Source organism: Anabaena sp. TISTR 8404 (assembly GCF_056847745.1).
Genome location: NZ_CP180578.1, coordinates 1,817,140 through 1,830,030, shown reverse-complemented (window position 1 = coordinate 1,830,030; position 12,891 = coordinate 1,817,140). Strand labels below are relative to the sequence as shown.

General features: G+C 39.8%; 11 protein-coding genes. 6 read left to right on the top strand and 5 right to left on the bottom strand.

All coding sequences use genetic code 11. The features are described from left to right. Window positions 1-151: 151 nt before the first annotated feature. The gene (locus ACMX3D_RS07895; RefSeq protein WP_482750875.1) at window positions 152-2,884 is read right to left on the bottom strand and encodes a CHAT domain-containing tetratricopeptide repeat protein; all 2,733 of its coding nucleotides are present in this window, start codon (window positions 2,882-2,884) and stop codon (window positions 152-154) included. Window positions 2,885-3,708: 824 nt separating this feature from the next. Here ACMX3D_RS07895 and hisC point away from each other — a divergent pair. Together hisC and ACMX3D_RS07885 are read left to right on the top strand one after the other, a co-directional pair. Next, entirely contained in the window at window positions 3,709-4,761 is a 1,053-nt protein-coding gene (gene hisC / locus ACMX3D_RS07890) for a histidinol-phosphate transaminase (RefSeq protein ID WP_482752298.1), read from the top strand. A 41-nt stretch (window positions 4,762-4,802) separates the two neighbouring features. After that, the gene (locus tag ACMX3D_RS07885) at window positions 4,803-5,543 is read left to right on the top strand and encodes a class I SAM-dependent methyltransferase (protein ID WP_482750874.1); all 741 of its coding nucleotides are present in this window, start codon (window positions 4,803-4,805) and stop codon (window positions 5,541-5,543) included. 214 nt (window positions 5,544-5,757) lie between these two features. On the opposite strand, the gene ACMX3D_RS07880 is transcribed toward ACMX3D_RS07885, so the two are convergent. Both ACMX3D_RS07880 and ACMX3D_RS07875 read right to left on the bottom strand, forming a co-directional pair. Further along, complete coding sequence (locus ACMX3D_RS07880; protein ID WP_482750873.1) at window positions 5,758-6,402, bottom strand: glutathione S-transferase family protein; 645 nt, start codon at window positions 6,400-6,402, stop codon at window positions 5,758-5,760. Then, window positions 6,374-6,703 carry a hypothetical protein gene (locus ACMX3D_RS07875; protein ID WP_482750872.1) on the bottom strand — a complete coding sequence of 110 codons (330 nt, stop codon included), beginning with the start codon at window positions 6,701-6,703 and terminating at the stop codon, window positions 6,374-6,376. Before ACMX3D_RS07875 ends, ACMX3D_RS07880 begins: the two co-directional genes overlap by 29 nt. A 177-nt stretch (window positions 6,704-6,880) precedes the next feature. On the opposite strand from ACMX3D_RS07875, the gene ACMX3D_RS07870 reads away from it, so the two are divergent. From ACMX3D_RS07870 to ACMX3D_RS07855, 4 genes are all read left to right on the top strand, one after another. Beyond that, complete coding sequence (locus ACMX3D_RS07870) at window positions 6,881-7,774, top strand: LysR family transcriptional regulator (protein ID WP_482750871.1); 894 nt, start codon at window positions 6,881-6,883, stop codon at window positions 7,772-7,774. 53 nt (window positions 7,775-7,827) lie between these two features. Beyond that, window positions 7,828-8,268: a GNAT family N-acetyltransferase gene (locus ACMX3D_RS07865; protein ID WP_482750870.1), complete on the top strand. Its 441-nt coding sequence runs from the start codon at window positions 7,828-7,830 to the stop codon at window positions 8,266-8,268. Beyond that, on the top strand, window positions 8,258-8,722 hold the full coding sequence (locus tag ACMX3D_RS07860) for a cupin domain-containing protein (protein ID WP_482750869.1): 465 nt from the start codon (window positions 8,258-8,260) through the stop codon (window positions 8,720-8,722). Before ACMX3D_RS07865 ends, ACMX3D_RS07860 begins: the two co-directional genes overlap by 11 nt. 262 nt (window positions 8,723-8,984) lie before the next feature. Continuing rightward, entirely contained in the window at window positions 8,985-11,768 is a 2,784-nt protein-coding gene (locus ACMX3D_RS07855; protein ID WP_482750868.1) for a M16 family metallopeptidase, read from the top strand. A gap of 282 nt (window positions 11,769-12,050) precedes the next feature. Here the strand turns inward: ACMX3D_RS07855 and ACMX3D_RS07850 are convergent, their stop codons facing one another. Both ACMX3D_RS07850 and ACMX3D_RS07845 read right to left on the bottom strand, forming a co-directional pair. Continuing rightward, the gene (locus tag ACMX3D_RS07850; RefSeq protein WP_482750867.1) at window positions 12,051-12,626 is read right to left on the bottom strand and encodes a Uma2 family endonuclease; all 576 of its coding nucleotides are present in this window, start codon (window positions 12,624-12,626) and stop codon (window positions 12,051-12,053) included. Continuing rightward, a complete protein-coding gene (locus tag ACMX3D_RS07845) occupies window positions 12,607-12,765 on the bottom strand; it encodes a hypothetical protein (RefSeq protein ID WP_482750866.1) in 159 nt (52 codons plus the stop codon). Before ACMX3D_RS07845 ends, ACMX3D_RS07850 begins: the two co-directional genes overlap by 20 nt. Between the last annotated feature and the right edge of the window lie 126 nt (window positions 12,766-12,891).

The following is a 12,891-nucleotide window of genomic DNA, read 5'->3' as shown; positions in this document are numbered from 1 at the left end:
GATAAACCTCTCCCCAACCCCTCTCCGAGGCGGAGAGGGGCAAAAATCTTTCTAGTTTGGAACGAAAAAATCAAGGTTTCAAAGCCTCTCCCACCGTGGGGGAGAGGTTTGGAGAGGGGTTTTTGACATCACGTTTAGTTACGAATTACTCTTACTTCCACTCGCCTTGTAAAGTGAAAGCTGCCCAATAATAAGGTGCAGTATATTTTTGAGTGCGCCAGATTTCTATTTGTGCTGCTCGTAATGCCGCCGCAGGTTTTAATTTTGTTTTGAGCATTTTCTCGTAAAATGTTTTCATCAATTCCGATGTTGCTTGGTCATCTACACTCCACAGACTGACTACAACGCGTGGACTTCCAGCATACATAAATCCTCTAGTTAATCCTACTAATCCTTCTCCTTTGACTTCTTCACCTAGTCCGGTTTGACAAGCACTGAGTACGACTAATTCTGCTTGCAGTTTCAGGTTAAAAACATCGTGCAGACGTAAAAAGCCATTTTGCGGTTTTCCCGACTGATCAAATAATGACAATACAATGCCTGATAGTTCTGGATGTTTGCTATTAATAATGCCATGAGTAGCAAAATGCACGATGCTGTATTTACTTAACTCATTACTAGTTGCGGTGGCACGACTAGCAGTAAAATCAACAGCTTCTTTGGCTTTATTAGCGGGAACCAAAGCTAATATTTGCGCTGCTTCTTGGCGTGTAAAAGTTAAACGTTCAAAGCTGATGTCTGCGTCTCTAGCTGCTCTAGTTAAAGCCAGACTGTTTAAATTATTTTCTGAGGCAACTAGGGTGGACGTTTGGATTTTACCTTGGAGACGTTCATCATCTCGACTAAAGATGGGATCTGCTAACACAACTAATGTTTTAGCTGCTGGTTGACGTTGTTTGTATTCACGTCGGAGGATGGCTACTGTAGATGCTGAGGGTAAAGTAATAATTTCGTGGTTCAGTAATAATGGTTCATAGTTGCTGGTTTTTTGGACATTAGGTGTAGTCAGTGCGGCAAATGGGACATACTGTAAAGCACCATCGCTGACAATTACTAAACGTTTATTTTGCAGTTGGTTGGCTACTGGTGACAGTACTAATTGAGATAGAGCATTAATAGATGAGGTAGGTTGCAGATATGTAGTGGTGATGGCTTGACGGAAATTTTGGACAGCCGCTTCAATGTCTGCGCGTTTGGGAAGTTCGTAACTAGTAATGTTTTTATTGCTGACTAGCCAAAGATAACTGCGTTTTTCTCCCAGAGAATATTCTAAAAGTAAAGTGTCATCATCCAGAACTTGCTGCTGAATTTCTGTTAGTGAAAGGGGTTGCGGTTGAGTCAGGGCGGCATAACGAGGGCTAGTGGCACGAATTTTGGCTTGGATTTGTTGGTATTGTTCTAAAAGTGTTTCGCTTTCTGTTTCTAAAGCTTTGACTTGGGCTTCGCTAGGATTACCACTTAATATTTGGATGCGGCGTTTTTCTAAATTATCTAGTTGTTGCTGCAATTTTTGTTGTTGAGAAATTAATTTCGGTTCTACACCTTGGCGAATATCCGCGTTGGCTTCACTCAGGAGTTCTAACAAACTACGGGCGCGGGCGCGTTCACTGGTTTGCAGTGCTAAAGCGTCATATCCTCTGGATGGTTGCTGTTTGTGCAACTGCATGAGCAAATCAATGTAGAACTGATAATAATCTTGGACTGTAGCAAAATAAGAAGTTCGCAGTTCTTGAGAGTTAATTTTGGTACGCTGGTCTTCAACAATGCTGATAACTGTTTTGATATTAGTCAGGGCGGCGTTCAAATTTCCTTGATTGCGTTGCACTGTGGCAATGTTATATAAAGCTAGAGCTTCTCCGTCTCTGTTTCCTACTTGTTTATATAAAGGTAGAGATTGCTGAAAATAATCTAATGCTCTTTGCTGTTCTCCTGAACCTAAATAAATATAGCCAATGTTGCTGAGGTTAGCTGCTATCCCTAATTTATTTTCTACAGCTTGAAATAAAGGTAAGGATTGCTGGAAATAATCTAGAGCTTTTTGTTTATCTCCTGAATCTAAGTAAACTCTGCCAATGTTGTTAATAGTTCGAGCTTCACCTAATTTGTCGCCTACTTCTCGCCTAAGAACAAGGGATTTCTGAAAATAATCCAGCGCCTTTTGTTGTTCTCCAAACATTAAGTAAATTGTTCCGATGTTGTTGAGGGTACTAGATTCTGCTGATTTATCTTTTGTTTGTTGATATAAAGGTAAGGTTTGTTGAAAATATTCTAAGGCTTTTTGTTGTTCTCCTAAATCTGAGTAGACTTTACCAATGTTGTTGAGAGTACGAGCTTCGCCTTGTTTGTCTGCTGTCTGTCGCCTGAGAATCAGTGATTGTTCAAAATAATCTAGGGCTTTTTGCAGTTCACCTAAATCTAAGTAGACATTGCCAATGTTGTTAATGGTGATTGCTTCTCCGGCTTGATCTCCCATTTTTTGTTTGAGTATTAAAGCTTGTTGAAAATACTCTATTGCTTTTTGGAGTTCGCCGATATTTGAATAAACATTACCAATGTTGTTGAGGGTGATGCTTTCACCTTTTTGATCTCCGGTTTGTCGCCTGAGTAGTAAGGCTTGATTTAAATAATCTAGTGCTTTTGGCTGTTGACCTAAATCTGAATAAATTTTGCCAAGATGAGCAACAGTAAAGGCTTGTGATTGGCGATCGCCTACTTTACGATACACTACCAGTGCTTGCTCAAAAAGGGGAATTGCTTGTCTTAAAGATTCTCCTGTACCTTGCTCATATAGTTGCTTGGCTTTTTGATAAGCTTCATCAGCAGTAGTTGTATCTGCTGGCTTTGTCTGTTTCAACTGTGCAGTATTTCCTCCAGTTATTGCCATACTGAATGGTGAAAATAATATAATGCCGCTCAAAAGAATACTGCGACTGACTACAAATAGAAGAAATTGCCATTGTAGCGACTTACATTGCTTCCATTTGTTCATAAAAATACCTTGTTTGCTTTGCAGTTTGAGTTTTTTCTAGAATTAGAATTCCCAAAAACAAATAAAAAATCGCGGCAATTATCATCGTCAATTTATCGAACCGCAAAACTAATGTTTTTTAACGCAGAGGGGCGCAGAGTCAAGCGCAAAGGCACGCAGAGAGAAGTTGCCAGGAGGGTTTTCCTGCAAGCAAACTTCGGTGGGTTTTGCCTAATTTTATTAACAATGTATTAATTACCTCAGCAGATTAGGAAACGCTGCAATATCACGAATATTAAAGACTCGTGCGCGAATATTCAAGACTCATTCACGAATATTAAAGACTCGTGCGTGAGTATCAAAGACTCGTGCGCGAGTATTAAAGACTCATTCACGAGTATTAAAGACTTGTGCGCGGATATCAAAGACTCGTGCGCGAGTATTAAAGACTCGTGCGTGAGTATCAAAGACTCATTCACGAATATTAAAGACTCGTGCGTGAGTATTAAAGACTCATTCACGAATATTCAAGACTCGTGCGCGAGTATCAAAGACTCATTCACGAGTATCCAAAACTCATTCACGAATATCCAAGACTCATTCACGAGTATCCAAAACTCATTCACGAATATCCAAGACTCATTAATAAAGAAAAAATACTCATTAATCTAGCTCCCATACTCATTCACAAGCTAAAATACTTGTCTACTCGTTTCTTCCCTGTCGCCTTTTTCGCAGCTATGACCAATTTCTTCCGCGCCAATGTTGATGCAATGGCTAGTTACGTTCCTGGCGAACAGCCGAAACGTGGTACTCAAGTTATTAAACTCAACAGTAACGAAAATCCCTACCCTCCCTCACCAAATGCTTTAGCTGCACTCCAAAATATTGACGGTGAGTGGTTGCGACGTTACCCTGAACCATTTGGAGATCAGTTTCGCCAAGCCGCAAGTCAAGTTTTAGGTGTACCGAGTGATTGGATTATTGTTGGTAATGGTAGTGATGAAATTTTAAATGTTGTCATCCGAGCTTGTACGGAACCAGGGCGCAAGGTAGTTTATCCTACACCAACTTATGTTCTATACCGTACACTTACAGAGATGCAGGCGGCAGATATTGTCGAAATTCCTTACAGTGAAGATTATAAATTACCAGTAGCAGAATTAATTGCTGTGAATGGTGCTGTGACATTTATTGCTTCACCTAACAGTCCATCTGGTCATGTTGTACCCATCGAAGATTTAGAAAAATTAGCCAGTCAATTATCTGGGGTGTTAGTAATTGATGAAGCTTATGTAGATTTTGCTGAAGCAGATGCTTTATCTTTGGTCAAACAATACGAAAATGTGATTATTATCCGCACCTTATCTAAAGGTTACTCTTTAGCAGGTTTGCGCTTGGGCTTTGGTGTAGCGAATCCTAAGTTGTTGCAGGGATTGTTTAAGGTTAAGGATAGTTATAACATTGATGCGATCGCCTGTACAGTTGCCACAGCCGCCATCACTGACCAAGCTTACAAAAACGCCTGCGTAGCTAAAATTAAAGCATCGCGCACTCAACTTACGGCAGAATTCAGACAATTAGGTTTCCAGGTTTGGGAGTCTGACACCAACTTTTTACTAGTCCAACCACCACAAGGAAACGCTGAATATCTCTATCAAAAACTCAAGGAACAACAAATTCTCATCCGCTACTTCCCCCATCCCGGACTATTAGATAAACTCCGCATCACTATTGGTACAGATGAGCAAAATCAAATTTTAGTAAATGCCATAAAGGCATTGATGTCATAAACAATTTAGATAAAATAAATTGCTGCTCCTCAGGTCGCTATATGAGTGAATGGTATAAAGAAGACCTCGCCTTTATCCATGATGATGGTTTTCGTGATTATGCGCTCAAATCGGCTCCCGGTATTCTGGAAATTCTAGTGCAAAATCAAATTAACTCAGGTTTAGTAGTGGACTTGGGTTGTGGTAGTGGGTTATGGGCAAAGGAACTTATCAAGTCTAATTATCAGGTATTGGGAGTAGATATTTCCGAGTCGATGATTGCGATCGCACAAAAAAGAGTCCCCCAGGCAGAGTTTAAAGTTGGTTCAGTATTTAAAATTAAAATTCCCCCATGTCATGCTGTCACTTCTATTAGTGAATGTTTAAGTTACTTGTTTGACGCTGACAACAACCGCCAGACATTAATTCAGCTATTCCAGCGGATATATCAAGCTTTAATTCCTGGTGGTGTTTTCATTTTTGATATTGTAGAAGTGGGACAAATTGCAGTCGGAAATAAAACTAAAAATTATACAGAAGGAAAAGATTGGCTTGTATTAGTTGAGAAAGAAGAACAGCGATCGCAAAACATTTTAACCCGCAAAATTATCACTTTCCGCAAAGTCGGAGAATACTACAGGCGCGATGATGAAATACATCATGTGCGATTATACAGAGCCACGCAAATAGCTACAGATTTACGACAAACTGGTTTTCGCGTGCAAACAACTCGTAATTATGGGAGTTTTTATTTACCAAAAGGTAATGTAGCGTTTATTGCACGTAAACCATTTCCTGATTAGAAAGATAATAGCAATTCGGAATTCATACGATGTGCAAATCATTTTAAAACCCCTCTCCAAACCTCTCCCTTGATAGGAGAGAGGCTTTGATTCTTGCTCCCCTTCCCTCGTAGGGAAGGGGTTGGGGGTTAGGTTTTTAATTACTCAATCAAGGCTCTAGGGTTAATGTATTTAAATTTAGTTGCTCTGTTGATTTTATCTTCTTGCATTTTCTTCATTGAGAAATCATATCAACCTCAGCCTTAGCTCCTTCCAACCATTCCTGCATAGCTGGAAGTGCCAAAATAGCCTGCATATAATCTCTAGCAACAGTATCTAACTGCACATCGTATGTAACAAACCTCATCACAACAGGAGCAAAGAAAGCATCAGCAATTGTAAATTCACCAAACAAAAATGTCCCACCTTGACCAAATTTAGCTCTACATTCTTGCCAAATGCTAGTGATGCGATTTATGTCTTTTTGTACTGTTGCTGTTAAACCTTGTCCAGGCAGTTTAGCACAGCAATTCATCGGCATATTCTGCCGGAGATTTTGAAAACCAGAGTGCATTTCCGCAGTGACAGAACGAGCTATTGCTCTTGATAATTTATTTTCTGGCCACCAATGCGCGTCAGGAAATACTTCTGCTAGATATTCACAAATAGCCAAAGAATCCCAGATAATTTGGCTATTGTGGATTAATACAGGTACTTTACCCGAAGGAGAATATTGCTGAATTTTTTCAGCAGTGTCTGGTTGATACAGAGGAATGCAAATCTCTTGAAATTGCACCCCCAAGTGTTTCATAATTATCCACGGTCTGAGTGACCATGATGAATAATTTTTACTACCAATTACTAAAGTCAGTTCTGACATAATTGTTATACCTATATCTTTGTTCAATCCACATATATATGTCTGCTTCTGAGCCAGAACTAAAAGAATTACCCGTTTGTGGGTCGTAAGCAAACCAATATTGATTACCTTGGCGGTCTACTTTTTGTTGAACTTGTAATTCCTTAGAGTCTGCTAGTAAAGTTTTGCTAATTTTTTGCCAAAACTCTTGCAGTTTTTTTTTGATGTATGAATATTTGCTCAGTGTTAATTGACTGTTGAGAACTGAATGACAATTTGTTTCTCTGCCTTTTGATTGTAGACAATTGATGTCATTTCTCATATTATTATTCCAGAAAGTTATCGAATAATTAGAACTGTAGCAATACCTTAGTTAGTAATCAAAACATTACTTGCATAGTTACTATAAACAGCATTTATAGATATGAGAATTGATTAAGATAATTTATTTATCAGCATTTAGTAAGTATTTGTCTAATTTCGATTACATCTGTTGACCATGAAACTTTCCCAACTTCGAGCCGTGGTTGCAGTCGCAGACCGTGGTAACTTTAGTGAGGCTGCATTAGACTTACAGCTTTCTCAACCAGCCATAAGTCATGCTATTGCTACCTTAGAAGAAGAACTAGGTGTACCTTTGTTTGCTAGAGGACGACATGGTGCTGTGCTGACACCAGCTGGCGAACGCATCCTTTACCATGCGCGTCAAGCTTTGCAAAATTTAGAAATGATGGAACGCGAAGCCAACCTGCATAAAGGTTTACATGGCGGACATATCCGTATTGCGTCTTTTCGGAGTGTTGCTACTCATTTATTACCAAAAGCGATCGCTAAATTTCACAATCAATTTCCCGAAGTAGGTGTCACAATCATAGAATGTCTGGCCTACACAGATGTAGAACAATGTTTGCGTGAAGGACGCGCCGACCTTGGTATTACCTATCTCCCCACCAGTGATGAATTTGAAACTTGGGAAATTGTGCGTGATGAGTATGTAGCTTTACTACCGCCAGCAGCCAAAATCAAAGGATTAAAAATTACTTGGGAAGATATCGCCGCTTATTCACCGGTTTTATTAGCTTGTTTACCCTGCGGACGAACTCTGCATAATCACATTAAAAAAGTAGCACCTTTTATGCAGACTTCCGCTGATATTCAAGAAGATTCCACAATTGTGAGCCTAGTAAATCAAGGATTAAGAGCAGCTATTCTACCTCGTTTAGCCGCCGTCCCAATTCCTAAAGAAGTCCAAGTCTACAGTTTACCAGAGCCGATAGAAAGAGTGATGGCAGTTGCAATGTTGTCTCATAGCCTACATGTACCTGCGGTATTTACATTTTTAGAAATGTTAAAAAAATTCGATTTTTATACTTTGGCTAAAGCTTCTTACTGATAAGATAGCAATCCGATTTAATTTTTTAAATTATCCGCTAGGATTGCCATAGCATGACTTATAAATTTGTTGAGAATCTCACAGAAAAGCAAATTTCTGAGTTAGTAGAATTGTATAAAAATGAATTCTGGAGCAAGCAACGTACATATAAAGATGTCGTAAAAATGCTCAAAGCCTCAGATATTATTGTAGGTTTGATAGATAATAATGAACAATTAATTGGTTTTACTCGCGTTCTGACTGACTTTGTTTATCGCGCAACAATTTACGATGTCATAATTAAGCCAACCCATAGAAATCAAGGGCTTGGTGTAAAGTTAATGGATGCAATTGTTAATCATCCGCAATTAAATCAAGTCGAGCATATCGCGCTTTACTGTTTGCCAGAAATGATACCATTTTATGAACGTTGGGGATTTACATCTGATGTTGGCAATCTCAAGTTAATGTATCGATATAACCACTTGCATAAGGATAAACTAAATGATTATTAACCCAGACAATATTCCTCGTCGGACAACTTCAATTTACCCAGAAAAATTTCAACATCTAGTAGCTGGTAGAGTCAAAAAAGCGTTAGGAAATGCAGCCGGATTAAAAAATTATGGTGTAAATTTAGTAACACTGGCTCCGGGAAGTTGTTCTGCTTTAAGACATTGGCATACTCGACAAGATGAATTTATTTACATTATCGAAGGTGAAGCAACATTAGTTACCAATGCCGGAGAGCAAATTCTCACACCAGGAATGATGGCAGGTTTTCCCGCTGGTGAAGAAAATGGACATCACCTGGTAAATCGTTCGGATACAGTAGTAATTTATTTAGAAGTTGGAGATAGAACTCCTGATGATGAAGCTTACTATCCAGATGATGATTTGATTGCGAAATCAGGCGTGAATGGTGAGCGAATCTTTACAACAAAAGATGGAACTATGTATGAGAGTTAATTAGAGTTATGATGTGCGATCGCTTCTAAAGATACTTGCTTTCTTTGGTTATTTCAAGCATTCAACAGCAGATTTACCTGTTAGATATGACGATGTACATTGCCCTTAACTAAAAATCAGATAATGTCTGGGCTGATTCATAGGCTAATACATTTATGCCATATTCTCCGAAAGCGATCGCTTTTTTCCTAAAACCAGAAGATCAACGGTGAAGTTTATAATCATTCGCTAAAATCGCCTTTAAGAATTGTGCATTTTGCTTATGAAGCTACGCTCTCACATGGTGATAGGATTTTTACTCAGTTTTCTTTTAACTTTTATACCTTTTGCGGGTAATGTGATCAGTGCGCCAACACCAGTCGCAGTTGCCCCTGTACCAGGCCTATCCTTTACCCAAGGAGTTAAAAAAACAGTATTAGACAACGGCTTAACAGTGTTAACCAAAGAAATTCATACTGCCCCGGTTGTCAGTGTACAAGTATGGTACAGAGTTGGTTCACGTAACGAAGGTAAAGGCGAAAGTGGGATTTCTCACCAACTAGAACATTTGATGTTCAAAGGTACTAAAGACCGTCCAGTACAGTTTGGACGTTTATTTAGTGCCTTGGGTAGTCAGTTTAATGCTTTTACTAGTTACGACGAAACAGCTTACTTCGGCACAGTGCAGCGAGACAAACTCGAAGCGCTGCTAATTTTAGAAGCCGACCGGATGAAAAATGCTTTGATTGGCACTGACCAACTCAACAGTGAAAAGCGAGTCGTCATCTCTGAATTGCAAGGGTATGAAAATTCACCAAGTTACCGTCTAGGTCGCGCAGTCATGCGGGCAGCTTTTCCCAACCGAGCTTATGGCTTATCAGTAGGTGGTACAAAAGCTGATGTGGAAAAATTTACTGTAGAACAGGTACGGAATTATTACCAACGTTACTACAGTCCTGACAATGCCACCTTGGTAATTACAGGCGACTTTTCCACAGAACCTGTACTCAAAGCTGTCAAAGAAACTTTTGGCAAGCTGGCGAAAAATCAAAATTCAACAGTTGATAGTCAAGAAGGAGCCACTAATCAAAAACCCAAACTTCCTACTCCCAACTCTCCTCTCCCCACTCCCATAGTTTTAAAAGAACCAGGAAGTGCTGCACTGTTGCAAGCTGTGTATCCTTTACCAGATATCAAGCATCCTGATGTGCCAGCAATTGATGTCATGGATGCAATTCTCACAGGTGGGCGCAGTTCTAGACTTTATCAAGCTTTGGTAGAATCTGGTCTGGCTAGTTCCGTCAGCGCTAGTGCAGCTGAATTAATCGAACCGGGTTGGTACGAAATTGATGCTACAGCAGCTCCTGGTCAGAAGATAGAGAAAATTGCCCAAGTTCTGCAAACATCTCTAGCACAATTACAGCAAAAAGCAGTGAGTCCTGAAGAACTAAACCGAGCCAAAACCTTACTGCAAGCTTCGTTTGTGTTAAGCAATCAAGATATCACTAGCCAAGCTAGTCAGTTGGGATATAACCAAACTGTGGCTGGAGATTATAAACATATTGAACGATATCTTGCTGCGATCGCCAAAGTTACACCAGAGGATGTACAACGGGTAGCAAAAACTTACCTGACTCCAGCAAAACAAACCATCGGCTTTTTTGAACCAACTCAACCAGATGGTCAACCAGGAACTTCTGAGGCTGGTTCTGGTCGCACAGCGGAAAACTTTAGCCCTGGTCAACCTGTAGACCCAGCAGAACTAGCTAAATACTTGCCTCCTGCTACTTCAGCTACAGTATCTAATCAGCAACCTCTACCACAAAAGTTCTCCTTAGCAAATGGTTTGCGAGTGTTGTTGTTACCTGACCGCAGTGTTCCCACAGTGAATATTAGTGGTCAAATTGATGCTGGAAGTGAATTTGATAGCAATCAAAAAGCTGGGTTAGCCAGTTTAACTGCGGAAAACTTAATGAATGGAACCAAGACTAAAGATGCGTTGACTCTAGCTAAAACTTTAGAAGATAGAGGAACCAGTTTAGATTTTAATGCCAGCCGCGAAGGTGTAGGCATTAGTGGTCAAGGACTGTCTGCAAACTTGCCCATCTTAATTCAAACTTTGGCAGATGTGTTGCAAAATGCTAACTTCCCAGCTGACCAGTTAGAACTGAGTCGCCAACGGGCGTTAACTAGTTTGCAAGTGCAGTTAGATGACCCCAGTACTTTGGCAAGGCGAGTATTCCAACAAGCAATTTACCCAGAAAATCATCCTTTCCACAGTTTTCCTACAGCCGCAAGTTTAAAGAGTATCACTCATGATGATGCGCTGGGCTTTTACCAAAAACATTACCGTCCAGACACAACCACACTGGCTATAGTGGGTGATTTTGACCCAGTTAAGGTAAAAGATTTGTTGAATCAGACTTTTGCAAAATGGCAAGCTGAGGGTAAGCCACCTACGTTGAATTTGCCAAAAGTCTCGTTACCGCAAACTTCCACCCGTTTAAATCAAGTGATTCCTGGTAAAGCTGAGGCTGTAACTTACATTGGCTACAACGGTATTTCTCGGAAAGACCCGCGTTTCTATGGGGCTTTAGTATTGAATCAGATTTTAGGTGGTGATACTTTATCTAGTCGTTTAGGTACAGAAGTGCGCGATCGCCTTGGTTTGACTTATGGTATCTACAGTGGTTTTGCTGCTGGTATCAATCCTGGCCCATTCTTAATTGAAATGCAGACTGCACCGACAGATGCTCAAAAAGCGATCGCCAGCACTCTAGCTTTACTCAAACAGTTACGCGAAAAAGGCATCACGGAAGCAGAATTAAATTCTGCCAAACGTTCTATTACTAATAGCTACCCAGTGGAATTAGCTAATCCTAGTGAAGTTGCCAGCATCATTTTAAATAATGCTGTTTTAGGACTTTCACCAGCCGAAATCCGTGAATTTCCACGACGCATTCAAGCTGTGAATATGGAACAGATACAACAGGTTATTAAAGACTTAATTCAACCAGAAAAGGTTGTGATTGTCACGGCTGGGCCTGGAAATACTGCGTCTAAGTAAAACTGATAATTTCTGGCAAAACCTCTAATGTGAGATATTTTAAGTCTTGGCATTAGCAAAAAAGAAAGTTACCTTTGGATAAACTACTGGTAACTAATAATTCCTAGCCGTTAGTAGGGAGGGAAAAACCCTCCCTTAAATATGAGTACATATAGAGGTTTTTTATGCCATATTCACAAAATACATGGAATTCACAAATCTACAATTATGCAGAACATCTGTATTGGACACCTTGGGAATTAAAAAAAGCTCCTAATCTTACATATCCAGAAATTTTCAATATTACCAAATCATCTCCAAATTCAGCACGAAACAATTTAACACATCTTCCCCTGATACAGTAACAGGAGATTCTAACACCTCAACATCTTTACCTTGCCGATAAATCTCCACTTGGCGAGATTTACGATTAATTAAAAAACCTAAACGTACACCATTATCTATGTATTCCTTCATCTTTTCTTGAGCAACTTTCAAACTATCACTTGGCGAAAGTAACTCAATGACGAAATCAGGACAAATCGGGGGAAACTTTTCTTTTTCTTCTTCAGTTAAAGCATTCCATCTTTCTAACTTTATCCAAGCCGCATCAGGTGAACGATTTGCACCATTAGGTAATTTAAAACAAGTCGAGGAATCAAAAGCGATACCAGTATCATCAGCATCAGCCCAATTAAATAATTGTTGATTGATTCTGCCATTACGATTTCCTGTTTCTCCCCCTGTAGGTGGCATAATAATTAATTCTCCTTTAGCAGTGCGTTCAAACCTTAAATCGCGGTTTGCTTGACATAGCTTGAAAAACTGCTCATCTGTCAGTTCCAACACTGATTGCAGGTTAACTGTTAAAGCATTCATAATTAATCGCCGCTTGCAAAATTAAAGCAGTCAATATCTCCAGCCTACAATCTATTTTATCGTCAAGGCGATCGCACCTCTCCACATTCCCAAAGCGATCGCACCTCCATAAATTCTCAAGTGCGAGCCTGCTGGTCATGATGAGCGACCATACTCTACACATTTTCAAAAGTGATCGCTCGTTTAAAAAGATGAGCATCGCACCTCTGAACTTTTTCAAAGCGATCACATATTCTCTACACTCCCAAGCAGCGATCACACTCTC